Genomic DNA, 25,084 nt, shown 5'->3' with positions numbered 1-25,084 from the left:
AAAAATGCCACCCAATAAATCAAGTGGTATTTCCAACAAACCAGCGGATACAAACAAGCGCGAACAAACCTACTTGAACACCACCGTCTTCTGCCCATTCAGCAAAATTCGATGCTCAACAAAATACTTCACCGCACGCGCCAGCACCACACATTCGACATCGCGTCCAATCGCAGTCAACGTAGCCGGATCCATCGCATGATCGACACGCGCGACATCCTGCTCGATGATCGGGCCTTCGTCCAGATGGCCTGTAACGAAATGCGCAGTCGCGCCTATCAATTTCACGCCACGGTCATGTGCCTGATAATACGGCTTGGCACCCTTGAAACTGGGAAGGAAGGAATGATGGATATTGATCGCACGACCTTCCAGCGCCGTACACATTTCCGGTGACAGAATCTGCATGTAACGCGCCAGCACGATCAGATCGATGTCGGCGGCTTTGACAATTTCCAGGATGCGCTCTTCCTGCATCCGTTTCGCGCTTTCCGGCGCGCCGGTAGCCAGCGGTAGATGGTGAAAAGGAATGTTGTAACTTGCGGCCAGCTGATAAAAATCGGTATGGTTGGAGATGATTGCCGGAATGTCGACAGGCAGCAAACCGCTTTTGTAGCGGAACAGCAGATCGTTGAGGCAATGCCCGATACTGGACACCATCAGCAACATGCGCGGCTTTTTGTGCGCGTCATGCAGTTGCCAGTCCATCTGCATCGTATCAGCCAGCGCGGCAAAACTGCTGCGCAATACTTCGTCTGTCAGCGTTTCTTCTTCGACAGAAAAATGCACACGCATGAAAAAGAGTTTGGACTGCGCGTCGCCAAACTGGGCGGAATCAAGAATATTGCAACCGTGCCCGGCTAAATAAGCCGATACGCGTTGCACTATGCCGCGCTGATCCAGACATGACAAATTAAGTATGTATTGCGGATACATGATCATGATTCGAATGGAAAAAGAGATGCCGGGATACAAGCAAGGTCAATGGATTGACGCACGGCTTGTGCACCTGGACACAATGCGCCAGCTATCCGGTATTGCGCAAGAGAAAATTCAAGGAAAAATCGGAAACGACAAAAACCTGTTGTCACCGCCATGAACAGGCGCCGACAACAGGCTGGGAACACAGTGTATGGAAACTTAAACTGCTTTTGCTACCGTCAATCCCTTGGGCGGCATGGACGTATTCGCGCCCACCACTTGCACATCGCCCATTAACTGGCCGCCTTCTTCGATCACGACATTGCCGTAACGAATCTTGCCGGACACTTTACCGGATGCATAAATCACCAGTTTCTGACGCACCGTCAACTCGCCATCGAAGGTACCGTGAATTTCAGCGATATCGATGCCGGCTGAGCCTTTGAATGAACCTTCCTTCGCGATTTGAATGACGCGCGAATCCATCGTTGCTTCAACGAAGCCTTCCACCACCAGCGTATCGCAATCGGTGATTTCCACTCCCTTGAGTTTGATGTTGGGGCCGACGATCAGTTTGCTGCCGACTTCATTCACGCTGGGGTTGGAAGCATGGGTGGAAGCCGGGCTGTTGAAGCCACCAGCAGAAGAAGACACTGGCTTGTTAAAACCTTGACCCGTCGTTGTTGACAGCGCTGGAGAGCTGTTTGTGCTCAACGAAGGATTTGGCGTATTGGATTCTCGCTTGCCAAAAAGCGTGTCGGAACGAAGCATGAAATCTCCTGAAAATAATTGTCGAGATGACGTAATAAATTTGAGTAAATGCATTGAGCAAATACGCTCACAGCATCAGCTGCGCATCGCGCGTAAACGATCGTGTAGCCTAAGCTGATGTGCACTTCGAAAATGCAACTTGCAGACAAGTAATGCTCGCTGCCTGATACATCTGCAATTGGTACGTACACTGCGATGAAAGTTCGTATCTGTTACAACTTTTACAAAATCAATCTGATTAAATTTTAATCAGATGCACACAAGCAAAATTACACATGCATTTGGGCAGACCAAATACATCGCGTGCAATTGAAAATGCAATGCGATCAAACAGATGCGTGCAATTTTCCTGCGACAAGGAAGAGCAAGGCATGAAAATTTTCATCGACGTTTGCCGAGATGCCACAGACCATGACGGCCAGCTTGACAATCCATATCCGGCAGGCAACCATGCATCGCTGTCTGTATAAAAATAAAATTCCAGGGAGAAATAAATGGCGGATGCTTCTCACATAGCAGGCGAATATCATCTACAAACGCAGAGTTCTCTGCGCTTTTCATTCAGCGGTAGCGGCAGCGGCAGCGAATACTTCCGCATCTGGATCGTCAATCTGCTGCTTTCCATCGTGACTCTGGGTATTTATTCTGCCTGGGCCAAAGTGCGTCGCAGCAAGTATTTTTATAACAGCACCAGCGTTGCCGGCTCCAGCTTTGAATACCATGGCAATCCTGTTGCGATTCTGAAAGGACGCATCGTCGCCGTCATCATGATTGTGATTTACAACCTGGCGTTTGAAATGTCGGGCTTGATAGGTTTGCTGATGATCATTGCAATGGCACTGCTTGCACCCTGGCTGATCTGGAAAAGCCTGCAGTTCAAACTGTATAACTCAAGTTATCGCGGCATCCGCTTCGGCTTTGCCGGAACGATCAGCCGTGTTTACACGGTGTACCTTGCCTTTCCGATTCTGGCCGGTCTTACCCTGTCACTGCTACTGCCTTTTGCCCACCAGCGAATGAAGAAATTTCAGCATGAAGAGAGTCGCTTCGGCGCCAGCCATTTTTCCTTTACCGGATCGGTCGGCAGTTTTTACAAGGCATATCTGCTGGTTTTCATCATCTGGCTGGCCGGCTGCATTGCGATTTCTCTCGCACTGGGCGGCACCTTGTTCAGCATGATTGCTGCAGGTGACATGAGTCATATCGAATCCAGTAACGCCGGCATACTGGCGATAATGGTTTTTATACTTGCCTTGTATGTCTGGATGTTTCTGATCTTCCCGATTTTTGCGACACTGATCCAAAACCTGATCTGGAATAACACACAGCTCGATGCACATCAATTTCACAGCAACATGAAATGGGGCACGATGGCATTCATTGCAGTGACCAATATCATCGCGATCATTTGTACGCTGGGATTATTCCTGCCGTTTGCGCAGATACGCGCGATGCGCTATCGGGTGCAATCGATGTCGCTGACGCCGGATGGCAGTCTGGATCATTTCATCGCGGCAACCCAGGCACAGGTCTCAGCCACGGGTGAAGGTGTGGCCGATCTGCTCGACTTCGATCTATCGCTGTAATGCCCATAGCCATTTCAGCTTCCATGCAAATTCCCGCTCTCTACTTCGATGGCAAGACTTCGCGCGCGCATCGCGTGACGCTATCGGTAGAGGACGGGATGGCAGTGATTACCGGCGATGCCGAGCGCAGTTGTGCTATCGCCGAATTGCGCGTATCGGAACGCGCGCGCAATATCAGCCGCAAGGTGACCTTCCCAGACGATGCCTATCTGGAAATCCACGACACGCGCGCATTCGATGCCCTGCTCGCCGCTACCGGCCATCAGGACTCCATCGTCGTACGCGCGCAGCAAAGCTGGCGTGGCGCCCTGCTCGCGTTTGCTGCCACCGTGCTGGTTCTTGCACTGGGATATTCATACGGCTTGCCGCTGGCGGCAGAGGCCATTGCCAAGGCCTTGCCTGAAAAAGTGGAACGTTCCATCAGTAGCGGCATGCTGGAATTTCTCGACAAACGCATCCTCGCGCCCAGCCAGTTGCCGCTCGCCAGACAAACTGAAATTGCCACGCATTTCAAACAGCTGCTGCCTCCCAGAGAAGGCGCGCCGGATTACCAGCTCGTTTTCCGCAAAAGCAATATCGGTCCGAATGCATTTGCGCTGCCTTCGGGACAAATCATCATGACCGATGAACTGGTGAAGTTGCTGGATAACGATGAGCAGATCATGGGCGTGCTGGCGCATGAACTTGGCCATCTGCATGAACGCCATCTGATGCGGCGCATCGTGCAAAGCTCGGCCATCGGCGCCGTGGTCACGGTGATCTTTGGCGACGTCTCGGCGATCATTGCCAACATTCCGACCCTGATGCTGGATATGAAGTATTCACGCGACGCCGAACGGGAAGCCGACGACTATGCGATTGCCATGATGAAGACAAACGGCCTCAGCCTGTCACAGCTCGCCCGCGGCTTTGAAAAAATGCAAACGCAGGAACAAGAGCCGTCGCCTTATCTGTCCAGCCATCCATCGACCACAGAACGCATCGCCCATATCCGGGACGCGCGTTAACTGCGCAGACAGGGCAAAAAAAAAGCGCTGCAGGAATACCTGCAGCGCTTTTTTTACATACGGCTTGAATCGTCTATCAGTTACGAACCACGCGCTTGTATTCATTGGTGCGGCTGTCGATTTCAATCACGTCGTCGGTGCTGACAAACAACGGCACTTGAACGGTGTGGCGATGTGCTTCGACCGCATTTTCAATAATGGCTTCCTTCAGGACGTTGCCGGAAGTATTGCCCTTGACTGCAGGCTCGGAGTAGACGACCTGACGTGCAATGGTGATAGGCAATTCAACCGAGATCGCCTTGCCGTCATAGAACACCGCTTCGCATTCCATACCCTCTTTCAGGTAATGCAGCGCATCGCCCAGGTTTTCTTCTTCGATTTCATACTGGTTGTATTCTTCATCCATGAATACAAACAATGGATCGGCAAAGTAAGAATAAGTAACCGGTTTCTTGTCCAGAACGATAACGTCGAACTTGTCGTCGCCGCGGAAAACGTTTTCCATCGGGGTGTTCGTCAGAAGATTTTTCATCTTCCATTTGTAGGTGAAGCCGGTGCGGCTCGAACCATTGACATCGGAGCGCAGCACGATCATAGGTTTGCTGTCGACCATAATGATATTGCCAACGCGAATTTCTTTTGCAGGTTTCATAGTAAGTGTAAAAAAGTAGGTTGCATAAAAATCATCTGTCGCCTGCAGGCAAAAACGCCGTAAGCTCACGTTTGATCGAAAAGAAAACGTTATAAATTAACCGCGAATTATACCTAATTTTTTGCCGCTGCTGAGTGCAGCGCTCCCGCAAATTTCAGCAAATTGCCAGCCAGATCACCATTTTCCAGCATCTGCCGCTGCCAATCGGCCGACCGGCGCTCCATGCAGGCCCGGTCGGCTTGCAGTCGCTGCCAAATCACAGACCAGTCCGCCGGCCCTTCCGCAAGCCCAGTCGCGGCACCATTCCAGCGCAGGGAAAAAGCCATCAAACTTGCCATATCGATTGCATAACGCTCCAGGAAGGCGCGCAATTTCTTGTGATGCAGATTTTCGTCCTGCGGATAGATATGCCAGATAAACGGCCTGCCGGCCCACTGCGCACGCACCCATGAATCCTCGCCCCGCACGAAATTGATGTCGCAAGCCCATAACAGCCTGTCGTAGTCGGATTGCGCAACAAAGGGCAGGATACGTACAGTGAGCGCGCCGCGCGTTTGTACTGCCCCCGCTTGCGCATCCATTCCCAGAAAGGACTGCACCGCCTCGACCGCCACGCCTTCCGGCACCAGACAAGTGATGGCCGACGCGCCGTTTTGCCATGCATCGAACAGCGCGGTAACCGGCGCATGCGGATAACAAAACAGGGAAATCTTTAACGATGCCATTTCTGCCGGCGTCACACCGAACTGCGCAAGAAAAGCACCCACAGCCACAGCATCCGATTGAAATTTCCGGCGTTCTTCTTCCAGTGCAGATTCACACAGCAGACCACCCGTTTTACTGGTGAAACCAGGGAAGAAAAAATGTTTGGTCAGTGGAAGGCGTGGATGCGGCGACGGCAAGGTATGGCAACCTTCCACCCATTCTTCCGCCGTCAGGCCTTCGAGGTTGAGCCATACCGGACGCGGATTGCGCTCTGCCATGGCGGCTATATAGCCGGGAGGAATATCGCAGGCAAAAAATTCAATGACGATATCGGCAACATCGTCTGCTGAAAATACGCCATCCTGATTACGCCAATGGCGTACCGTCACACCGGCGACTTGCTGGATTTCGGTATCCAGCGCCACCTCAGGGCAAATCCGCTGGAAGCTGGCCAATTCGTCTACCCACAAGGTGACGATAACGCCATGTTCCTGCTGCAATTGCCGCGCAAGACGCCAGCAAATACCGATGTCGCCGTAGTTATCGACGACACGGCAAAACAGATGCAAGGTTGGTGGAAAATTCATACGGCGTGCCAAAAAATCAATCCCGGCATGATAGACGATGCACGAAACAAGGTATTGAATAATTCATGCCTACTGTATCAATGCGCGCCGGCTGCATCTGCACCACCGCTGGCTTTGCTGCGTTTGGTAATCCAGATAAAACCGATCAGACACAGGAACATGATGCCGGACATCCAGAACAAATCGGTCGCCGCCAAGGTACTGGCCTGCACAGTCATCTGCCTGTCTATCACCGCCCATGCCGCCTGCTCCGACATCCCGCGCGCCATCAAGGTACTCACCGCTTGTGTAAAAGCCGAATTATGTGTGCCTGTGTATTCAGCCAATTGCGCGTGATGCAGGATGGTACGGTTATCCCACATCGTGGACATCACGGAAGTACCGATACCGCCGAACATGATACGCACGAAGTTGGACAAACCTGCCGCCGCCGGTATCTTGTCTGGTGATTGACCGGACAGGATGATGGAGGTCAACGGAATGAAGAACATCGCCATCGCCGCACCCTGAATCACGGTAGGAATCATCAGCGTCATCATGTCCACATCCTGCGTAAATTCCGCACGCATGAAGAACACCAGCGAAAAAATCAGGAAGGCCGTGGTCGCCACCCAGCGCGCATCTATTTTCGGCAATAGCTTGCCGACGATAGGCGACAAGATAATTGCGAAGATACCGACCGGCGCCATCACCTTGCCAGCTTCCGTCGCCGTGTAGCCTATCTGCGTTTGCAACCATAAAGGCAGAATCACCAGACTGCCGAAGAACAAACCGTAGGCAACTGAAATAGCAATTACACCACCGCTGAAATTACGGCCTTGGAACAAGGACAAATCCACCACCGGATGCTCTTCACCGATTTCCCAAATAATGAAATAGATGAAAGACACCACCGCAACCGACGCAAGAATAATGATTTCGCCAGAATGGAACCAGTCCAGTTCCTTGCCCTTGTCCAGCATCAATTGCAATGAACCTACCCACAGCACCAGCAAGACCAAACCGACCTTATCGATCGGCAGCTTGTAGGTTTTCGATTCACGTTCGCGATAGATAGACCACGTAGCCCACGCAGCAAAAATACCGATCGGGATATTAATGTAGAAGATCCACGGCCATGTGTAGTTATCCGATATCCAGCCACCCAGCAACGGCCCCATAATCGGCGCCACCAGCGTCGTCATGCCCCAGAACGCCAGTGCCATCCCGCTCTTCGCGGGCGGATAACTGGACAGCAGCAGTGCCTGCGATAAGGGAATCATCGGCCCAGCCACCGCGCCCTGCAAGACACGTGCAGCAATCAGGATTTCTATGCTCGGGGCCAAACCGCACAGGCACGAAGCCAGCACGAACAGCAGGATGGAACTGATGAATAAACGCACCTGGCCGAAGCGCTGCGTCAACCAGCCGGTCAAGGGCACCGAAATCGCATTTGCCACCGCAAACGACGTAATCACCCACGTACCCTGCTGCGGCGACACACCGAGATCGCCTGAAATCGCCGGTATCGACACGTTCGCAATCGATGAATCGAGTACGTTCATGAACACCGCCAGCGACAGGGCTACCGTACCGACGACGAGTCGCGTGCCGTTCAGCGGCGTCAGCGCGGAAGCGGGAGTTGCACTCATGATTTAGTGTGTAGTCGGCAGCGCGACATTGCTGTTGGCAGCAATGATTTGCGCCACACGCGCCTCTGCTTCATGTCCGGCATTGTCGAATACTGCGGTTTGATACACCGGTTCAGTGCGTGCTGCCGTCACCGCTGTCAGCGAGGTACCTTCCGCATGCGCGATATCCACTTCAACCTGCATGGACAAACCCACGCGCAGAGGACGTTCAGTCAACTCTTTCGGGTCCAGCGCAATGCGCACCGGGATGCGTTGCACCACCTTGATCCAGTTGCCGCTGGCATTCTGGGTCGGCAGCAAGGCAAAGGCGGCCCCCGTTCCAGCCGACAGACCTGCCACCTTGCCATGATATTCAACACTGCTGCCGTACAGGTCGGAATGCAGGGTCACCGGCTGGCCGATACGCATTCTGGCAACCTGCACTTCCTTGAAGTTGGCATCTACCCACAAGGTGGTCAGCGGCACTACAGACAATAACGGTGTGCCGGGTGCGACGCGCTGGCCGACCTGCACCGAACGCTTGGCAACATAACCGGTGATAGGCGCCGGTAAGGTGTTGCGTGCCAATGCAAGATAAGCGGCTTGCACCTGTGCGGCGGCACGCTGCACATTCGGATGGCTCGCAACCGAAGTGCGATCAGTCAACACCTGGTTCGATGCCAGCTGCTCGCGGGTGGCCTGCAATGCGGATTCCGCCGTTTGCAATGCACTGCGTGCATGCTCCAGATCTTCTTTCGATACCGCGCCGGTGCCACTCAATTCCTGACGACGCGCCAGATCGGCCCGGGCACGCGCCACATCGGCAACCCGCAAAGCCACATTGGCATTCAGCGTACCGTTGTTGACGAAGAGCGTACGTACTTCGCGCACCGTTTGCGCCAGTTGCGCTTCCGCCTGATTCAGCGCTACCTTGGCATCGCTGTGATCGAGTTCGACCAGCGGCATGCCGGCTTGCACCAGTTCCGTATCGTCTGCATGAATGGCGACCACCGTACCGCCCACCTGCGGCGTCACCTGCACTACATTACCTGCAACATACGCATCATCGGTCTCTTCAAAATGACGCGCATAAATCGCCCACCACAGACCGTAGGCAATCAGCAACAACACAAGCAGGATGGAAACAATAATAAGATGACGACGACGCTTGCCATTGTTATTGGAGTTGGAAGTTTCTGCTGCCGGGCTGGTCGTATTCATGATGCGCTTCTCACAGAGGTGGGAATATTCAGTGGAGTGGGATTTTCTTTGGCAAGGTCTTGCGACTGGGCGTCAAAACCGCCACCCAGCGCCTTGATCAAGCCCACGCGCAGATCGCTGCGACGTGCCTGCAGATCAAGGTCCATGCGTCGTTGTGCCAGCAGGGTCATGTGCGCGCTCAAGGCCGGCAGCATATTGGTGGTGCCTACCCGTTCGCGTTGCTGCGCCAGATCCAGATTGCCGGCAGCGGCTTGCGTCGCACGCTGCTGCTGTTCGCTTTGCAAGGCAACAGCGCGCATGGATGTCACCTGGTCGGCGACATCATGCAAGGCATCAGTCAATGCGCGATTGTAGGTGGCGACCATGCCATCGTATTCGGCTACGCGCCCTTTCAGATTGGCGCGCAGAGTACGGCCTTCCAGAATCGGTACGCTGATGGCCGGGCCTATGCCGACCACACGGCTGCCGCTTTGCAGCAGATTACTCAGGCCGATGCTGGAGAAACCGGCGAAGGCCATCAGATTGACGTTGGGATAGAACGCAGTCCTGGCCGCAGCAATACCGCCATCGGCCGCTTCCACCTGCCAGCGTGCGGCAACGATGTCGGGACGCCGCCCCAGCAATGCCAGAGGCAATGCATCCGGCAAGGCAGTCGCCACATCGGCAGGCAATGTTGGTCGTTCGATCTGCCGGCCGCGATCAGGCCCTTGTCCAAGCAGCGCCGCCAGCTGGTTGCGCGTCAGTGCAATCTGCTCCTGCAACTGTTCACGTTCCGCACCCAGACTCGCTACTTGCTGCCGCGTTTGCTGACTCTCCGATTTCGCATCCAGCCCGGCCTTGAAACGCAATTGCGTCAGGTGTGCAATCTTGCCGCTCACCTCGAGTTGCTGCTGGTTCAAATCCAGTTGCGCATATAGTCTTGCCAGCTGTATCCAGGCGTGTGCCACCGAAGTCGCGATCACCAGCCGCGCATTGTATTGTTCTGCCTGCGCAGCCTTGTCTTGCGATAGCGCACTGCGCAGTTCGGCTGCATGCCTGCCCCAGAAATCGAAGTCGTAGGAAAAATTCAGCGTCAGCGAATTATCCGATTGATAGGAGCCGGCATAGGGCGGCGGAATAATGTAGTTTTCGCTGAAACGTTGATACGTGCTTTTGAAATTTGCCGACCATGCAGGGCTGCTGGCTGCACCAGCCGCTTCAGCGACAGCGCTCGCAGCAGCAACACGTGCAGCGGCAATCTGCAGATTCGGATTGCCCGCAATCGCCTCGTCGATCAAGGCTTGCAACGATGCACCGCCTATGGTGTGCGCCCACGAAGCATCCGGCCATTGCCCATGCTGATCAGGCAAGGAGGCTGCAGTTGCATAGTCGCCAGGCTGCCGCAGCTTGGCGCTGGCGTCTATTCCCTTGAAACTGGCACAGGCGCTCAGCAGCACGACGGCACAACTCGCCGCAAGCAGACTGCGGCGCGAAGCAAAAGAAAAATTTACGGAATTTTTCATCATGCGCTCCCGGCTTTTGCATCCTTGCCAGCGGTTTCGGATGAACCAAACAACAGCTTGCGCAGCAAAGTCTTGAGCGTGGCCACTTCATCGACAGTGAAATCGGCAAAATGATGACTCAGTACGCCCATATACAAATCCGGCAAACGAGCGGCGAGCTCAGCGCCGACTTCGGTCAGTTCCAGATTAATGACGCGCCGGTCGTCGCTGCATGGCATACGAACGATCAGTCCGCGCTTCTCGAGCCTGTCGATCATGCGCGTAATCGAAGCAGAGTCGATATACAGCTCGCGCGACAGTTCGGCGGCTGTTGAACAATTACCTGAAGAAAGCATCAGCAACATGCTGCCTTGTGCATGCGTAATGTCGTGCTGTGCCAGTTCGATATCAACCGCTTTCACAAGCTTGGTGCGAGAGCGTGCCAGCAGATAACCCACACTCTCTTCTACGCACCATCCACCGGACGGAAATATTTTTTCAAATTTACTCATATGTGCGCCACTTAAATAGCTGATCAGTCAATAGCTGCCTAGGCAGCAAATATATCAGGATTTTTATTTTGTGGCGCAACACAAAGAAGATTGAGATTTTTGAGCGATGCAGAACCTTGGGGCAAGACTCTTGGCGACACTCTTCGTATGGCAACGCAGATACCGACGAGTGCACCTTACTGAAAGGAGTCTGATAAACATCGAGGTGCGCCAACGCATACTGCGATTTCAACGTACACGCAGTGATTGACTATTGAAAATACTGAATTGCCTGACGATCCATCTCAATGAAATATAGTCACGAAGGTAGCGACGTCGAATAATGGCAAGTCATGCCACGCAATTGGCGTGAACCCATCAAGGCGCAAGATGAAGTTGAACGTGCAACGGAATGCTCGGCACGAAGAAAACAGAACGAAAGATGCGAGGCTTCCGGGAGCATATTAAAAATACGCTCACCGCAAACTGCTGATACGACATGGGAAGATGTTGCCCTGACACGTGCGAAATCGTTTTGTGTAGCAAGACGATTTCGCACTGCGTAGTAGCCAGAAACGAAAAAAGCCCTGAATAATCAGAGCTTTTTTCGTACCAGACGAATCTGGAATTTGGCGTCCCCAAGGGGATTCGAACCCCTGTACTCACCGTGAAAGGGTGATGTCCTAGGCCTCTAGACGATGGGGACATAAAACTGTCCTTGATACTGACCTTCTGCAAAATCGGTGGTGGAGATAAGCGGGATCGAACCGCTGACCTCTTGCATGCCATGCAAGCGCTCTCCCAGCTGAGCTATACCCCCTCGAGTGCAGAAGCGAGATTATAGCAAAGGTTTTCTCACTATGTAAATGCTCTTTTGAAATTTATTAAAGATAATTTGCAATACGCGCCAATACGACCTCGCGACCAAACAACTCAACCACTGCATCGATCGATGGTGTTTGCAATTGTCCGGTGATGATCAAGCGCAAAGGCATTGCCAATTGCGGCATCTTTAACTTATGCGCAGCCAGCACTTCCTTCAGTGCCGCAGACAATGCATCCTTGCTCCACGCGACTGTCTTCAGTTGTTCTACGTATTGCGACAGTGCCGGTTTGACCGCATCGGTCAGGTGCTGCGTCAGCAATGCTGCATCTGGTGCTGGCTGGCGATAGAACAGCATCGCAGTGACCGCCAACTCATTCAAGGTCTTGACGCGCTCTTTCATTAAGCCGATGACTGCCGGCAGATCAGGGGCATTATCAAATTGCGCGCCGAGACTTTCCATCATCGGCTTGATCAATCCAGCCAGGCGCGTGTTGTCTGCTTGCTTGATATAGTGATTATTTACCCAGTCGAGTTTTTCCGGATCGAATTGCGCCGGCGACTTGGTCAAATGATCCAGATCGAACCATTCCGTAAACTGCTCCATGGAGAACACTTCATCATCGCCGTGACTCCAGCCCAGTCGCGCCAGGTAGTTGAGCATCGCTTCCGGCAGATAACCCTGCGCCGGATAATCCATCACGCTGACAGCGCCGTGGCGTTTCGACAACTTCGCACCATCGGCACCCAAGATCATAGGCAAGTGACCGTAATGCGGAAGCTCTGCGCCTAGCGCTTTCAGAATATTGATCTGACGTGGTGTGTTGTTAACATGATCGTCGCCGCGAATGACGTGCGTGATCTTCATATCCGAATCATCAACCGCTACGCAGAAGTTGTACGTCGGCGTGCCGTCAGGACGCGCAATGACCAGATCGTCCAGCTCGCGATTGGAAATCGTGATCTGGCCTTTGACCACATCCAGCCAGGTCACATCGCCTTCGGTCGGATTGGAGAAGCGCACCACCGGCTTGCGATCAGCAGGAATCGCCGGCAGGGTTTTGCCAGCTTCAGGACGCCAGGTGCCGTCGTAGCGCGGCTTTTCGCCGGCAGCGCGCTGACGCTCGCGCATCGCTTCGACTTCTTCCGACGATGAATAACAATGGTAAGCAGTACCCGCCGCCAGCATTTGCGCGATGACTTCGCGATAGCGATCCATACGCTGCATCTGGTAAAACGGGCCTTCGTCATGATGCAGGCCCAGCCATTCCATGCCTTCGATAATCGCCTGCACGGCTTCCGGCGTGGAACGCTCCAGATCGGTATCTTCGATACGCAAGACAAAGGTGCCGCCGAAGTGGCGTGCATAGGCCCAGGAAAAAAGCGCGGTGCGCGCGCCGCCAACGTGGAGATAGCCAGTTGGGCTGGGGGCAAAACGGGTACGGATAGGAGTACGAGCGGTCATGACAAATAAAAACGGCCTTGGATTGCCAAAGCCGTCCTGTGAAAAAACGCCATTTTACCGCGTCGCCATGCGGATGGCACAGCCCTGCGCGAATATCCGCGCCACTGCCGGACAACTATCCCCGCGCAACTATATAAAGGGCCGAACTGCGTCAACCTGCGCCGCACTGCTAAAATTACGTCTTTATTACCTTCTTGATCGCAAGCACCGCCTTATGAGTAATCCATTGCCGCGCAAACTGTTCGTTACAACCGCCCTCCCATACGCCAACGGCGCATTCCATATCGGCCACATCATGGAATACATCCAGGCCGACATCTGGGTGCGGTTCCAGCGCATGCAAGGCAATCAAGTCGATTTCGTCGGTGCCGACGATGCGCACGGCGCGCCCATCATGATCGCAGCGGAAAAAGCCGGCCTTACGCCGCAAGAGTTCGTGAGCAATATTGCCGCCGGCCGCAAGCAGTATCTGGATGGCTTTCATATCGTATTCGACAATTGGAGTTCGACCGACAGCCCGGAGAATCACCAGCTTGCGCAGCAGATCTATCTGGACTTGAAAAAAGCCGGACTGATTACCAGCAAGACGGTTGAACAATTCTTCGACCCGGAAAAAAACATGTTCCTGCCGGATCGCTACATCAAGGGCGAATGCCCGAAATGTCACGCCAAGGATCAATACGGCGACAATTGCGAAGTCTGTGCTGCAGTTTATTCGCCGACCGACCTGATCAATCCGTATTCGGCATTGACGGGTGCCACGCCGGTATTGAAAAATTCCGAGCATTTTTTCTTTACGTTATCCGATCCGCGCTGCGTCGCCTTTCTGGAAGAGTGGGTCTCGGGCCTGGATACCGATGGCAAAGCCCACCTGCAGGCGGAAGTCGCCAACAAGGTCAAGGAATGGTTTTCGGCACGCACCAACCCGGATGGCACGATCAGCGAAGGCCTCAACGATTGGGACATTTCGCGCGATGCGCCTTATTTCGGCATTGAAATTCCGGATGCACCGGGCAAATATTTTTATGTCTGGCTGGATGCGCCGGTCGGCTATCTGGCCTCGCTGAAAAACCTGCTCGATAAACGCGGTGAAAATTTCGATGCCTACATGGCCGAACCGGCATTGGAGCAGATTCATTTCATCGGCAAGGATATCGTCAACTTCCATACGCTGTTCTGGCCGGCCATGCTGAAATTCAGCGGCCGCAAAACGCCTAACAAGGTATTCGTGCACGGCTTTTTGACCGTCAATAATGGCGAAAAAATGAGCAAGAGCCGCGGCACCGGCCTCGACCCATTGAAATACCTGAGCCTGGGCATGAATCCGGAATGGCTGCGTTATTACCTGGCCAACAAGCTCAGCGCACGCAACGAAGATATCGACTTCAACCGGGAAGATTTCATCGCGCGCGTCAACAGTGACCTGATCGGCAAATACGTCAACATCGCCAGCCGCGCCGCCGGCTTCATTGCGAAAAAATTCGACGGCCGTGTCGTCACCGACTGGGCAACAGCAGACGATGCCTTCATCAGCACATTGCGCAAGGTCGCGCCGGAAATTCAAGCTCTGTACGACCAGCGCGAATACGGCAAAGCCCTGCGCGCCATCATGGAACAGGCGGACATCGTCAACGCCTATGTCGATGCCAACAAACCATGGGAACTGGCGAAAAAACCGGAGAACAGCGCTGCGCTGCAGGAAGTCTGCAGCCGCCTGCTGGAAGCCTTCCGCATTCTCACCATCTATCTGAAACCGGTCTTGCCGGCGCTGGCACAACAGGTCGAAGCGCTGCTCAACATCGCCCCGCTGCAGTGGAGCGATGTCGTCACACCGCTACCGCACAATCATCAGGTCAATCCGTATGCGCATTTGATGACCCGCGTAGAACCGAAAATGCTCGATGCATTGTTCGACATGCCGGCAGTCGTGGATGCCACGGTGAACGTACCGAACGGCACGAGCGATGCTGCAGTTGCAGCCGAAAGCACCATCGAAGCACTCGCGCCGGAAATCAAGATCGACGATTTTTCCAAGATCGATTTACGTATTGCAAAGATCGTCAATTGCGAACACGTGGAAGGCTCGGACAAGTTGCTGCGCCTGACGCTGGACGTGGGCGAAGGCCGTTTGCGCAATGTGTTCTCCGGCATCAAATCCGCTTACCAGCCGGAAGACCTGATCGGAAAATTGACAGTGATGGTCGCCAACCTCGCGCCGCGCAAGATGAAGTTCGGCATTTCCGAAGGCATGGTGCTGGCAGCATCGGCAGCGGATGAAAAATCCAATCCCGGCATTTACATCCTGAACCCATGGCCAGGTGCAGAACCTGGTATGCGCGTCGGCTAACAGTCATTTCACCGCCTGATGCATCGTCCGGATTCTCGCTACAGTTCCGGACGATGCACACTCAGGTTGCATGCGCCGCATCGCACATGACAGCCTCTTCATTCTTCGCAAAAAACCCCAACTGACGTACCATCAGGGTAAGCCTGCATAGACTGGCGTCGCGATAGCAATGTGAATTGTGGGAGTGTATTCAATGAAGCCGTTCAGATTTTCGTTCCGCCCTTCTCTTCTAAAGGATTTGCGCGGCTACGATGTGCCTGCATTCTTCCGTGATCTGAGTGCCGGCCTGACGGTCGGCATCGTCGCCTTGCCGCTGGCGATGGCATTTGCCATTGCCAGCGGGGTCAAACCGGAGGCCGGTATTTTTACCGCCATCATTGGCGGTTTCCTGATTTCCGCCCTCGGCGGTTCGCGTATACAGATCGGCGGGCCGGCCGGTGCATTCATCGTCATCATTTATGGCATCGTCGAAAAATACGGTGTCGCCAATCTGCTGATCGCCACCATCTTCGCCGGATTGATGCTGTGTGCGATGGGATTCTTCCGCCTCGGTTCACTGATACGCTACATCCCGGTGCCGATCGTGATCGGCTTCACCAACGGCATTGCCGTACTGATCGCCCTGTCGCAAATGAAGGATTTTTTCGGCTTGCGCATAGAGAAGATGCCGGGCGATTTTTTTGCACAGATTCAAACGCTGGCCGAAAACGCGCACTCCTTCAATCTTGCCAGCATCGCCATCGCCCTGACTTCACTTCTGCTGATTTTCATCTGGCCCAAGCTGTGGCAAGCAAAGCAAAGCGCCCTCGATGAGGCGATAGGCCACAAAGACAAACGCATACTGCGCATACTGCGCGCATTTCCCGGCACGATACTTGTTCTAGTGCTGGCAACGCTCGCCGTTTCCCTGTTCGATCTGCAGGTCGATACGATAGGCAGCAAGTTCGGCGGCATACCGCAAGGCTTGCCCTCCTTCGCGTTGCCGCAATTCACATGGGAACTGGTCAAGCAGCTATTTCCACCTGCGCTGACCATTGCTCTGCTGGGCGCCATCGAATCGCTGTTGTGCGCACGCGTTGCCGACAACATCACCGGTGATCGCCACGATCCGAATCAGGAATTGATGGCGCAAGGTTTCGCCAATTTCATCGTACCTTTCTTCGGCGGCATTCCGGCCACCGGTACGATCGCACGCACGGTCACCAATATCCGCGCTGGCGCTGTTTCGCCGATTGCCGGCATCCTGCATGCGCTCACCTTGCTGGTGATCGTGCTGATTGCAGCACCGCTGGCCAACAATATTCCGCTGGCTGCGCTGGCCGCGATTCTTTTATACGTTGCCTACAATATGGGCGAATGGCATGAATTCGCGCGGCTCCGGCATTTTTCGATGAACTATCGGATTCTGATGCTGGCGACTTTTTTGCTGACGGTGATCGTCGATCTGACAGTGGCCGTGCAAGTCGGGCTGGTGCTGGCGTGCGTCTTTTTCATCTACCGCATCTCCAGTCTGACGCGTATTGAGTTAATCCCGTCCGATCGCCTGAGCACACCATTGCCACCCGGCGTACTGGCCTACTCGATCTTCGGTTCGCTGTTTTTCGGCGCCGTCGACAAGCTGGAAGGATTGATCGATGCGGAAGCGATACCGGAACAGGCATTGATTCTCGAATTGCACCAATTGATCAATCTGGATGCAACCGGACTCGACGCACTGGAAACCGTGCGCAAAACCTTGCAGAAAAAAGGCAGCCAGTTGATTTTGTGCGGGCCGAATCGGCAGCCGCTGGACTTGATGCGGCGCAGTGGCTTTCTCGCACGGCTGGGTCCACAGAATTGCCTGGATAACCTGCCCGATGCGCTGGCGCGCAGTGCCGCGCTGGCGGCTTGATGTGGGGCGCTAGCCCAAGACAGGATCGGACACCGATGTGCGGGTAACCTTGCCGCTATCGATATCGAAATGCACGTTGAAAAAACGCTCGGTAACCGGCCCTTCCAGATAACGCCAATCCCACACCTCTTCATTCTTCAAACCGAATTTGACGACGGTGCGCGGCCTGCCGAGTTTACGCCGTACCTGATCCCGACTCATACCAGCCTCGATGGTCGCGAAGTTCTCCGACGTCAATACTTGCGTGTAAGCCTGGAACACGCCCTGCGCGTCCAGATTGATCATGAAGGTGCGATGCCCTGACGGCCCTCTTGGATATTCGAGCGTGCGCGCGCCGTTATCTTCATCGCGCACCGTTTCCGGCTCCCCCATCGCACTGCGCACATCGGCTTCTGACGACACGCCTTTGATCAATTTTTCCAAACCGAAGTCTTCGATAGCGCGGCCGTTACAGCCGAACATCAGCAAACCACAGACAAAGCCCGACACGGCACGCAAAAAATTCTTCATTTCCATCCCATTCAAAGTCGCCCATCGCCGTCCGGCATGGTTTTTACATGCTGCAGACGGCTGCAATTGCCAGAATACCAGTATCGCATTGCTCTACTGCCAACAAGCGGAATTGTACCCATTCCAAACGGCTCTTTTTACCCCTGACGCAAACTCGCGGAAGCAGGCGCAAGACAGGGTAAAATAGCGGTTGATTCCACCTAGTTGAAAATTTACCCATGAAATTCAGCAAACAGCACCCCAATTATCAGTCCGAGATCACGCAGTTCATCGACTCGCTGAAAGCAAAGAACCCGAACCTTGAAGCATCCCAGCTCGCCGGTCGCGCACTGCTGTGGGATAAAAGCCCTATCGATCTGGAACAACAAGCGCGCAATCAGGCCTCGCACGTCGATCAGCAAGCTTACCCGTATCAAAACAAAGTTCGGTAAATGAGCAAGGGGCCGAACACGATGCTGGCGCACCTGCCTTCCAGTGCGCCCGATCTTGTAGTTGACGGCAGACCGGATACCACGCCGGATGTCATCGACGGCGTCGCTTACGCGCGTCTGTACGGCGAACCCTTGTTCCGCATGCCGACGGATTTGTATATTCCGCCGGATGCACTGGAAGTCTTCCTCGAAGCATTCGAAGGCCCGCTCGATCTCTTGCTGTACCTGATCCGCAAGCAGAACTTCAACATCCTCGACATTCCGATGGCGCAGGTGACCAAGCAGTATCTGCAATACGTCGATCAGATTCGTTTGCACAATCTCGAGCTGGCGGCTGAATACCTGCTGATGGCGGCCATGCTGATCGAGATCAAATCGCGCATGCTGCTGCCGGTACGCAAGGCCGATACCGGCGAAGAAGCCGGCGACCCGCGCGCCGAGCTGGTGCGCCGTTTGCTCGAATACGAACAGATGAAACTCGCTTCGCAGCAAATCGATGCCCTGCCTCAGTTGGGTCGCGATTATGTGCGCACGCAGATTTACATCGAGCAAAACACCGTCACCCGCTGGCCTGAAGTCGAAGTAGTCGATCTGCAAGCCGCATGGGCCGACCTGATCAAACGCGCGAAACTGACCGCGCATCACATGATCAGTCGCGAAGAATTATCCGTGCGTGAGCACATGACGTCCATCCTGCGCCGTTTGCAATCCGCCAAATTCGTCGAGTTCGCCGATCTGTTCGATCCTTCGCGCGGCGTACCTGTCGTCGTAGTCAACTTCGTCGCCCTGCTGGAACTGGCGAAAGAAACCCTGATCGAAATCACGCAGGCAGAACCATTCGCACCGATTTATGTACGCCTGGCTTACGCGCCCAGTTGAACATTGCTCCATTCATACCAATCACGACGTTTGTGCATACCAAGCATGTAACGCGCAACAAAACCCCACCAAGACAGCCTTATGAAGATCATTTCCTGTATTGAAGAATTGCGCGATCATTTGCGCGGCCAGCTCCGTACTGCCTTCGTCCCGACCATGGGCAATCTGCACGACGGTCATCTGTCGCTGATGCGCCTGGCGCGCAAGCATGGCGATCCGGTCGTCGCATCGATCTTCGTCAATCGTCTGCAGTTTGGACCTAACGAAGATTTCGACAGATACCCGCGCACGTTTCAGGCTGACGTTGAGAAGCTGGAAAAAGAAGGTGTCTACATCCTGTTCGCGCCGACGGAGAAAGATCTGTATCCGGAGCCGCAGGAATTTCGCGTACAACCACCGAACGATCTGGGCAATACGCTGGAAGGCGAATTCCGCCCCGGATTTTTCAGCGGCGTCACGACCATCGTGTTGAAGCTGTTTTCCTGCGTGCAGCCGAGCGTGGCCGTGTTCGGCAAAAAGGATTATCAACAGCTGATGATCGTGCGCAATATGTCCAAGCAGTTCGCACTGCCGACCGAAATCATCGCGGCAGAAACCTATCGCGCCGAAGATGGCCTCGCACTGTCCTCACGCAATATGTATTTATCGGCGGAAGAACGTGCAGAAGCGCCAGCGCTATTCCGCAACCTGAATGCAGTCGCCAACGAAGTACGCAGCGGTCATCTGGATATTTTTGAACTGGAACGGCAGGCGATGGCGGAGATGAGCAGCCGCGGCTGGAAGCCGGATTACATCTCGATCCGCAAACGCAGTAACCTGCAGCCACCATCGGCCGGCGATATGGCGCAAGGCGAAAAACTGGTGGTGCTCGCCGCCGCAAAATTGGGCGCCACACGCCTGATCGACAACCTGGAAATTTGACCGGCAAGCTGCTGCAAATAAAAATGGCGCGAATAATTCGCGCCATTTTTATATCGGATTCGCATTCGGCATCATCATCAGATCAGTCACGCCGACATCAATTTTTTGTTGTGATAGCAAGGTCATCACCTGACCACGGTGATGTGTCTGATGATTGAACATATGCGCGACCAACAGCCATGCCGGTTTGGTGCGCGTGGTTTTGGTCAAACCGCTATACCAGCTGAAATCCTGCGCCAGCCAGCTGTCCTCAAGATGATCTGACCATACAATGACTGCGTTATCCAATGCAATACGCGCCGCTTTCAATTCACTCCAGTCAGCATGAATATCAACATTGACGGGAGTTGTTGGCATTGTTTTTTCCAGCGCCGTGCCTTTGGTAAAACGCCCCAACCACATCGCATCGCCCCACATCAGATGATTCAGCGTGAAATGTATCGATTTGAAAAAAGCGCCACGATCGGCCTTGCGCTCGTCATCATTCAACTGTTCGCTGGCGGCGTATATTTTTTCATTCATCCATCGGTTGTAACGCGCCAATAATTGCGCATACTCGGGTGTAATCACTTTCTTCCGGCCCACTTCAGGATATCCTGCCACTGCTCCAGATCTCGCTCTACCCGCGAAGGTGCGACATCCCACAGCGTGGCGCCGTTGGCCGCGAGCTGCACGTAGTTTTGCGTATCACGCAGGAAACCGAGTATCGGAATGCCGAGTCCGCTCACATATTGCGCCAGCTGATCGGCTGCACGCGTACGGCCGTTGACACGCATGCCCAGCACACCAAGATCGAATTTTCCCTTGATTTGCTGCAGCTTTTGCAAAAATTCCTGCGTCGCCAGAATATCGAAGATCGACGGCTGCAAAGGGACGATCACCTTGTCGGCAATCTGCATCACTTTCTCGAAACGCTTGCCGCTGAAACCGGCGGGCGTATCCAGCACGATGTGCGTGGTTCCTTTCGGCGGCTTGGCGACGTGGCCGTCTTCAATTTCCCAGGCCTGGATCGCCGGCAAGGAGGCGGGACGCAATGCCAGCCACGAGCGCGAAGATTGCTGGGCATCGACGTCGCCCAGCATGACTTTGTGTCCCTGCGCTGCAAAATAGCCGGCAAGATTGGTGGCAAACGTACTCTTCCCTACGCCGCCTTTCGGATTGGCGATGACGATGACAGGCATGAAACTCCCCTTTTTGCGTTATTTTCGGCGACTCCCTTGAAAACCAGCCTGTATCTCACCTCTGCATGCTGATTTCGGACAAGAATATCATGCCCATCTGCAAGATCAAGACAGGAATACGTCGCAGGGGATCAGGGCTGACGCGCACGATGGCTGCGCGCGCGCTCGAGTTTTTCGCATACCAGAGCTGCCCCGTCGATCAAGCGTGGGCCGGCACGACTAAGCAAATCCTCATCGATGGAAAACAGGTTATGGTTTTTTACTGCCAGCAGGCTCTGATAGGCTGGCCATACTTTCCAGTTGCCGGATTGTTCCTCCTTGGAGGCACCCGTCATGATCACTTCCGGATTTTCCAGTAAGACCGACTCCACGCTTACTGCCGGGGCTGTAACGTTCATCTTTGCAAACACATTTATACCGCCGCACAAATGAATGACATCGCTCAGGATGTGTTTGCCGCTGAGGGTATACAAAGGCTGATCTGATACTTGATAAAAGACCCGCACCGGGGAAAGATGGCCGTATCGTGCTTTCAAACCCGCCAGTTGGGTACGCTGGGCCGCTGCCGTTTTTTCAGCCTGCGCCCTGGTGCCCATCAATGTGCCGAGGCGCACAATGCTATCCGGAATATCACGCAGTTTTACCGGTTCGCTGTAGTAGAAGGGAATGCCTGATTTACGCAAAGGCTCCAGCTGACGTTGCGCATTTCCCTCCGGCCAGACCACCAGCAAATCCGGTTTCAACGCGATGATGCGTTCAATATCAATTTGCTCGTAATTGCCGACCCGTGGAATCTTCAATGCCGCCGCCGGATAATCGCTATATTCGACCGCACCAACGATGCGATTTCCGCCGCCCGCAGCAAAGAGCAGCTCCGTCGCATGCGGTGCCAGCGAGACTATCCTTTGCGCAGGCTGTTTCAACTCAAGCGTTCTGCCCACATCGTCCTGCACGATAATCGTGGCGCTGGCATGCAAGGGCAGCAGCAAACACGCCAGCACGAAAAAGTATTTCATTTGCTTCCTGTGAAATAGTCCATACAGTTCAGGTTCAATGGCTGCAGCCATTGTTGCCGCATTGCGGGATCAACCTTTCAGCGTCAGCGGCAAGCCGGCGACAATGAATATTGCGCGCTCGCAGCAAGCTGCCACAGCCTGGTTCAGGCGACCTGCTTCATCGACGAACCAGCGTGATACCGCACCTTGCGGCACGATGCCCTGCCCGACTTCGTTCGACACCAGGATCACATCGCCTTTTGCCTGTTCCAGTGCCTGCAGAAACAAGGCACGCTCGCGATGAAAAGATGCGGGTGGATTGATCAGACCGATTTCGGGGAAATCTTTTGCTTCAGAAAAAAGCAGATTGGAAAGCCATACCGTCAGACAGTCAACCATCACCAGCGTATCCGGACCGCTGTGACCGGCTAGCGCCGCACCCAATGCAATCGGCTCTTCCACCGTTTGCCACTGCTCATCACGGTGCTCGCGATGATGCCGAATGCGCACGCTCATTTCCTCATCCTGCGCCTGGGCCGTCGCAATGTAGACCAGCTGTTTGCCGGATGCGATGGCCAGTGCTTCTGCGTGCGCACTTTTACCCGAGCGTGCGCCACCGATGATCAGCGTACGCGTCATGGATGCCTTGTTCCGTTCATGAGCATCATGAATATGCAGAATTCGTTCTCATCCATGTTCATCCTCGGCAGCCACATAAATGACGCGCTTGCCATGCCTGACAATCTCGATCGGATGACCGAGACATGCACTCAACAACGGTGCCTGCATGACGTCATCGACCTTGCCGGCATGCCAGTTACCGTCACCCATCAATAGCAGCGCATGCGTTGCCACACCATGCGCCAGATTCAGATCGTGGCTCACCATCAGCACCGATTTATTTTGCTCACGGCATAGCTTGCCCAGCAAATGCATCATGCTCGCCTGATGCGCCAGATCCAGCGCATTCGTCGGTTCGTCCAACATCAGCAAGGGTGTGTCCTGTGCCAACACGGCAGCAATCGCTACCCGTTGCCGCTCGCCGCCGGATAATGTCCGCACATCCCGATCTGCCAGCGCATCCACATCCATCAGCTGCAAGGCAGCATGCGCAAGTGCATAGTCAGCATCGGATTCCCAATATGCCGATTCGTGATACGGATGGCGCGCCGTCAGCACCGTTTCAATTACGCGATAGCCGAATGCATCGCTACGCGCCTGCGGCAAAAATGCTCGTGCACGTGCCAGATCCGCCAAAGGCCAGTCAGACATTGCCCGACCCTGTAATTCAATACGTCCGCCATCCGTTGCACGCACACCGGCCAGCGTACGCAACACAGTGCTTTTACCAGCGCCGTTGCGGCCGATGACGCACCAGCACTCACCGGGCAGAATTTCCCAGTTCAATGCCTTTACCAGCAGGCGGCCGGCAATGCGCAATTCGAGATTGATGGTTTTCATCAACGGCTTCTCATCAATGTCTTCTCAACTGATGCAACTGCACCAAAAATATCGGTACACCTATCATTGCGGTGATCACCCCGACCGGCAACTGCTGCGGTGCGACGATGCTGCGCGCCAGCGTATCGGCCAGCACCAGAAAAGCACCGCCTACCAGTGTCGCGGCAGGCAACAGCAGACGATGATCGGGGCCAAGAACGAAGCGGCATGCGTGCGGCACTATCAGACCGATAAATCCTATGCTACCCGCATTACTGACCGCACTTGCAGTCAGTAATGCAGCACACAGAAAAAGACCTATGCGGAATTTGGCGACATTGATCCCCAGCGTCATCGCCGCTTCCGCATGCAGTGCAATCACATTGATGGTCCGTGCAGCGCGTGTGGAAAACAGCAATGCGCCGCCCAACACTATCCAGGGCAGCCAGCGAAATTGCGTTCCCGACAGATCGCCCATCAACCAGAACACCATGCCGCGCAGACGCGTATCCGGCGCAATGGATAGCATCAAGGTCACCAGCGCAATACAACCGGAGGCGAGAATCACGCCAGTCAGCAATAGCAGCGGCGCATTGCTGTCGGAATTGGCGCTGCCGCGCAGATCGCGTCGCGCCAGCATGTACAACATCAGCGAAATGACTAGCGCACCGCCGAATGCGGCAGCGTCGATGATCCATGTCGCAGTGAAAAGCAGCATGGCGGCAAGCGCGCCTACCGAAGCGCCGCTTGATACGCCCAGCACATAGGGGTCTGCCAATGGATTGCGCAGCAAGGCCTGCATCATCACGCCTGCCAGCGACAATGTGGCGCCAGTGACAAAGGCCGACAGTGCACGATCCAGACGCAGCTCGATCAAACTTGCCGCCATCGTCGATGTTGTTCCGTGTACCAGTTCACCCAGAGCGGCGATCAACTCCGGTAACGAGAACGTTACTGATCCCACCATGCAGGCAAGCAGCAGGCTCAACAAGGCGACAGCGCTCAGCGTCGACATGGTGATCCATGTACGCGTACGGCCATGTCTTGCAGAAATTAAAATGCCGCCAGGTGCAGACATATGCATGTGGGAGAAAATGGGGTGCTTCATAAAATGAGCGCATGCAATGTCAGTGGAGAGTCGTGACATGCATGCGCAATGATCCAGCAAA

The 25,084-nt window shown here is 54.3% G+C and carries 24 protein-coding genes and 2 tRNA genes; 8 read left to right on the top strand and 18 right to left on the bottom strand.

Annotated elements, in window-relative coordinates; translation table 11 throughout:
• Window positions 1-69: 69 nt before the first annotated feature.
• Window positions 70-939 carry a formyltetrahydrofolate deformylase gene (gene purU / locus ACIQW9_RS01880; RefSeq protein ID WP_402337816.1) on the bottom strand — a complete coding sequence of 290 codons (870 nt, stop codon included), beginning with the start codon at window positions 937-939 and terminating at the stop codon, window positions 70-72.
• A gap of 1 nt (window position 940) precedes the next feature.
• Here purU and ACIQW9_RS01875 point away from each other — a divergent pair, with 1 nt between their 5' ends.
• Complete coding sequence (locus ACIQW9_RS01875) at window positions 941-1,099, top strand: hypothetical protein (protein ID WP_402332243.1); 159 nt, start codon at window positions 941-943, stop codon at window positions 1,097-1,099.
• A gap of 41 nt (window positions 1,100-1,140) precedes the next feature.
• On the opposite strand, the gene ACIQW9_RS01870 is transcribed toward ACIQW9_RS01875, so the two are convergent.
• Window positions 1,141-1,692 carry a polymer-forming cytoskeletal protein gene (locus tag ACIQW9_RS01870; protein WP_402332240.1) on the bottom strand — a complete coding sequence of 184 codons (552 nt, stop codon included), beginning with the start codon at window positions 1,690-1,692 and terminating at the stop codon, window positions 1,141-1,143.
• 494 nt (window positions 1,693-2,186) lie between these two features.
• Here ACIQW9_RS01870 and ACIQW9_RS01865 point away from each other — a divergent pair, with 494 nt between their 5' ends.
• Together ACIQW9_RS01865 and ACIQW9_RS01860 are read left to right on the top strand one after the other, a co-directional pair.
• On the top strand, window positions 2,187-3,278 hold the full coding sequence (locus ACIQW9_RS01865; RefSeq protein ID WP_402332237.1) for a YjgN family protein: 1,092 nt from the start codon (window positions 2,187-2,189) through the stop codon (window positions 3,276-3,278).
• A gap of 23 nt (window positions 3,279-3,301) precedes the next feature.
• The gene (locus ACIQW9_RS01860; RefSeq protein WP_402332234.1) at window positions 3,302-4,285 is read left to right on the top strand and encodes a M48 family metallopeptidase; all 984 of its coding nucleotides are present in this window, start codon (window positions 3,302-3,304) and stop codon (window positions 4,283-4,285) included.
• Between the two features lie 76 nt (window positions 4,286-4,361).
• On the opposite strand, the gene ACIQW9_RS01855 is transcribed toward ACIQW9_RS01860, so the two are convergent.
• From ACIQW9_RS01855 to gltX, 9 genes are all read right to left on the bottom strand, one after another.
• A complete protein-coding gene (locus tag ACIQW9_RS01855; protein WP_011870507.1) occupies window positions 4,362-4,937 on the bottom strand; it encodes an elongation factor P in 576 nt (191 codons plus the stop codon).
• A 113-nt stretch (window positions 4,938-5,050) separates the two neighbouring features.
• On the bottom strand, window positions 5,051-6,229 hold the full coding sequence (gene earP, locus ACIQW9_RS01850) for an elongation factor P maturation arginine rhamnosyltransferase EarP (protein WP_402332230.1): 1,179 nt from the start codon (window positions 6,227-6,229) through the stop codon (window positions 5,051-5,053).
• A gap of 77 nt (window positions 6,230-6,306) precedes the next feature.
• Window positions 6,307-7,860, bottom strand: coding sequence for a DHA2 family efflux MFS transporter permease subunit (locus ACIQW9_RS01845; RefSeq protein WP_402332228.1), 1,554 nt, complete (start codon window positions 7,858-7,860; stop codon window positions 6,307-6,309).
• Between the two features lie 3 nt (window positions 7,861-7,863).
• Window positions 7,864-9,060 (bottom strand): HlyD family efflux transporter periplasmic adaptor subunit, encoded by a 1,197-nt coding sequence (locus tag ACIQW9_RS01840; RefSeq protein WP_402332225.1) that lies wholly within the window; start codon window positions 9,058-9,060, stop codon window positions 7,864-7,866.
• Window positions 9,057-10,562, bottom strand: a complete 1,506-nt coding sequence (locus tag ACIQW9_RS01835) for an efflux transporter outer membrane subunit (protein WP_402332222.1) — start codon at window positions 10,560-10,562, stop codon at window positions 9,057-9,059. Before ACIQW9_RS01835 ends, ACIQW9_RS01840 begins: the two co-directional genes overlap by 4 nt.
• Window positions 10,562-11,053: a MarR family winged helix-turn-helix transcriptional regulator gene (locus ACIQW9_RS01830; RefSeq protein ID WP_402332220.1), complete on the bottom strand. Its 492-nt coding sequence runs from the start codon at window positions 11,051-11,053 to the stop codon at window positions 10,562-10,564. The genes ACIQW9_RS01835 and ACIQW9_RS01830 overlap by 1 nt, the downstream gene beginning before the upstream one ends.
• Window positions 11,054-11,662: 609 nt before the next feature.
• A tRNA-Glu gene (locus tag ACIQW9_RS01825) sits at window positions 11,663-11,738 on the bottom strand.
• A 38-nt stretch (window positions 11,739-11,776) separates the two neighbouring features.
• Window positions 11,777-11,852, bottom strand: a tRNA-Ala gene (locus ACIQW9_RS01820).
• A gap of 64 nt (window positions 11,853-11,916) precedes the next feature.
• Window positions 11,917-13,320, bottom strand: coding sequence for a glutamate--tRNA ligase (gene gltX, locus ACIQW9_RS01815; protein ID WP_402332217.1), 1,404 nt, complete (start codon window positions 13,318-13,320; stop codon window positions 11,917-11,919).
• A gap of 214 nt (window positions 13,321-13,534) precedes the next feature.
• On the opposite strand from gltX, the gene metG reads away from it, so the two are divergent.
• Both metG and ACIQW9_RS01805 read left to right on the top strand, forming a co-directional pair.
• Window positions 13,535-15,667: a methionine--tRNA ligase gene (gene metG, locus ACIQW9_RS01810; protein ID WP_402332214.1), complete on the top strand. Its 2,133-nt coding sequence runs from the start codon at window positions 13,535-13,537 to the stop codon at window positions 15,665-15,667.
• 193 nt (window positions 15,668-15,860) lie between these two features.
• Window positions 15,861-17,558, top strand: a complete 1,698-nt coding sequence (locus ACIQW9_RS01805; protein ID WP_402332212.1) for a SulP family inorganic anion transporter — start codon at window positions 15,861-15,863, stop codon at window positions 17,556-17,558.
• A 9-nt stretch (window positions 17,559-17,567) separates the two neighbouring features.
• On the opposite strand, the gene bamE is transcribed toward ACIQW9_RS01805, so the two are convergent.
• A complete protein-coding gene (gene bamE / locus ACIQW9_RS01800; protein ID WP_402332210.1) occupies window positions 17,568-18,068 on the bottom strand; it encodes an outer membrane protein assembly factor BamE in 501 nt (166 codons plus the stop codon).
• 218 nt (window positions 18,069-18,286) lie between these two features.
• On the opposite strand from bamE, the gene ACIQW9_RS01795 reads away from it, so the two are divergent.
• The 3 genes from ACIQW9_RS01795 (at window position 18,287) to panC (ending at window position 20,299) form a co-directional block, all read left to right on the top strand.
• Window positions 18,287-18,499 carry a DUF3460 family protein gene (locus ACIQW9_RS01795; protein ID WP_402332207.1) on the top strand — a complete coding sequence of 71 codons (213 nt, stop codon included), beginning with the start codon at window positions 18,287-18,289 and terminating at the stop codon, window positions 18,497-18,499.
• A 21-nt stretch (window positions 18,500-18,520) separates the two neighbouring features.
• Window positions 18,521-19,378, top strand: a complete 858-nt coding sequence (locus tag ACIQW9_RS01790) for a segregation and condensation protein A (RefSeq protein ID WP_402337813.1) — start codon at window positions 18,521-18,523, stop codon at window positions 19,376-19,378.
• An 81-nt stretch (window positions 19,379-19,459) separates the two neighbouring features.
• The gene (gene panC, locus ACIQW9_RS01785) at window positions 19,460-20,299 is read left to right on the top strand and encodes a pantoate--beta-alanine ligase (protein WP_402332204.1); all 840 of its coding nucleotides are present in this window, start codon (window positions 19,460-19,462) and stop codon (window positions 20,297-20,299) included.
• 48 nt (window positions 20,300-20,347) lie between these two features.
• On the opposite strand, the gene ACIQW9_RS01780 is transcribed toward panC, so the two are convergent.
• From ACIQW9_RS01780 to ACIQW9_RS01755, 6 genes are all read right to left on the bottom strand, one after another.
• Complete coding sequence (locus ACIQW9_RS01780; RefSeq protein WP_402332201.1) at window positions 20,348-20,869, bottom strand: DinB family protein; 522 nt, start codon at window positions 20,867-20,869, stop codon at window positions 20,348-20,350.
• Window positions 20,866-21,480 (bottom strand): ParA family protein, encoded by a 615-nt coding sequence (locus ACIQW9_RS01775; RefSeq protein WP_402332199.1) that lies wholly within the window; start codon window positions 21,478-21,480, stop codon window positions 20,866-20,868. The genes ACIQW9_RS01780 and ACIQW9_RS01775 overlap by 4 nt, the downstream gene beginning before the upstream one ends.
• A gap of 131 nt (window positions 21,481-21,611) precedes the next feature.
• On the bottom strand, window positions 21,612-22,496 hold the full coding sequence (locus tag ACIQW9_RS01770) for a cobalamin-binding protein (RefSeq protein ID WP_402332196.1): 885 nt from the start codon (window positions 22,494-22,496) through the stop codon (window positions 21,612-21,614).
• 69 nt (window positions 22,497-22,565) lie between these two features.
• Window positions 22,566-23,114 (bottom strand): bifunctional adenosylcobinamide kinase/adenosylcobinamide-phosphate guanylyltransferase, encoded by a 549-nt coding sequence (cobU, locus tag ACIQW9_RS01765; protein ID WP_402332193.1) that lies wholly within the window; start codon window positions 23,112-23,114, stop codon window positions 22,566-22,568.
• A gap of 48 nt (window positions 23,115-23,162) precedes the next feature.
• Entirely contained in the window at window positions 23,163-23,936 is a 774-nt protein-coding gene (locus ACIQW9_RS01760; protein ID WP_402332190.1) for an ABC transporter ATP-binding protein, read from the bottom strand.
• 13 nt (window positions 23,937-23,949) lie between these two features.
• Window positions 23,950-24,930, bottom strand: coding sequence for a FecCD family ABC transporter permease (locus tag ACIQW9_RS01755; protein ID WP_402332187.1), 981 nt, complete (start codon window positions 24,928-24,930; stop codon window positions 23,950-23,952).
• Between the last annotated feature and the right edge of the window lie 154 nt (window positions 24,931-25,084).

The organism is Herminiimonas sp. NPDC097707, from assembly GCF_044761395.1.
Taxonomy (GTDB): Bacteria; Pseudomonadota; Gammaproteobacteria; order Burkholderiales; family Burkholderiaceae_D; genus Oxalicibacterium.
The sequence above is the reverse complement of the archived record's forward strand: the minus strand, read 5'-3'. Positions and strand labels throughout refer to the sequence as shown.

Coding starts and splice junctions, on each gene's coding strand:
- ACIQW9_RS01795 (WP_402332207.1), top strand. CDS start 18,287: ATGAAATTCAGCAAACAGCACCCCAATTATCAGTCCGAGATCACGCAG.
- ACIQW9_RS01870 (WP_402332240.1), bottom strand. CDS start 1,692: ATGCTTCGTTCCGACACGCTTTTTGGCAAGCGAGAATCCAATACGCCA.
- ACIQW9_RS01770 (WP_402332196.1), bottom strand. CDS start 22,496: ATGAAATACTTTTTCGTGCTGGCGTGTTTGCTGCTGCCCTTGCATGCC.
- earP (WP_402332230.1), bottom strand. CDS start 6,229: ATGAATTTTCCACCAACCTTGCATCTGTTTTGCCGTGTCGTCGATAAC.
- cobU (WP_402332193.1), bottom strand. CDS start 23,114: ATGACGCGTACGCTGATCATCGGTGGCGCACGCTCGGGTAAAAGTGCG.
- bamE (WP_402332210.1), bottom strand. CDS start 18,068: ATGAAGAATTTTTTGCGTGCCGTGTCGGGCTTTGTCTGTGGTTTGCTG.
- ACIQW9_RS01840 (WP_402332225.1), bottom strand. CDS start 9,060: ATGAATACGACCAGCCCGGCAGCAGAAACTTCCAACTCCAATAACAAT.
- ACIQW9_RS01855 (WP_011870507.1), bottom strand. CDS start 4,937: ATGAAACCTGCAAAAGAAATTCGCGTTGGCAATATCATTATGGTCGAC.
- ACIQW9_RS01755 (WP_402332187.1), bottom strand. CDS start 24,930: ATGTCGACGCTGAGCGCTGTCGCCTTGTTGAGCCTGCTGCTTGCCTGC.
- ACIQW9_RS01835 (WP_402332222.1), bottom strand. CDS start 10,562: ATGAAAAATTCCGTAAATTTTTCTTTTGCTTCGCGCCGCAGTCTGCTT.
- ACIQW9_RS01845 (WP_402332228.1), bottom strand. CDS start 7,860: ATGAGTGCAACTCCCGCTTCCGCGCTGACGCCGCTGAACGGCACGCGA.
- ACIQW9_RS01860 (WP_402332234.1), top strand. CDS start 3,302: ATGCAAATTCCCGCTCTCTACTTCGATGGCAAGACTTCGCGCGCGCAT.
- ACIQW9_RS01805 (WP_402332212.1), top strand. CDS start 15,861: ATGAAGCCGTTCAGATTTTCGTTCCGCCCTTCTCTTCTAAAGGATTTG.
- ACIQW9_RS01865 (WP_402332237.1), top strand. CDS start 2,187: ATGGCGGATGCTTCTCACATAGCAGGCGAATATCATCTACAAACGCAG.
- ACIQW9_RS01775 (WP_402332199.1), bottom strand. CDS start 21,480: ATGCCTGTCATCGTCATCGCCAATCCGAAAGGCGGCGTAGGGAAGAGT.
- metG (WP_402332214.1), top strand. CDS start 13,535: ATGAGTAATCCATTGCCGCGCAAACTGTTCGTTACAACCGCCCTCCCA.
- ACIQW9_RS01830 (WP_402332220.1), bottom strand. CDS start 11,053: ATGAGTAAATTTGAAAAAATATTTCCGTCCGGTGGATGGTGCGTAGAA.
- panC (WP_402332204.1), top strand. CDS start 19,460: ATGAAGATCATTTCCTGTATTGAAGAATTGCGCGATCATTTGCGCGGC.
- ACIQW9_RS01790 (WP_402337813.1), top strand. CDS start 18,521: ATGCTGGCGCACCTGCCTTCCAGTGCGCCCGATCTTGTAGTTGACGGC.
- ACIQW9_RS01760 (WP_402332190.1), bottom strand. CDS start 23,936: ATGAAAACCATCAATCTCGAATTGCGCATTGCCGGCCGCCTGCTGGTA.
- gltX (WP_402332217.1), bottom strand. CDS start 13,320: ATGACCGCTCGTACTCCTATCCGTACCCGTTTTGCCCCCAGCCCAACT.
- ACIQW9_RS01875 (WP_402332243.1), top strand. CDS start 941: ATGATTCGAATGGAAAAAGAGATGCCGGGATACAAGCAAGGTCAATGG.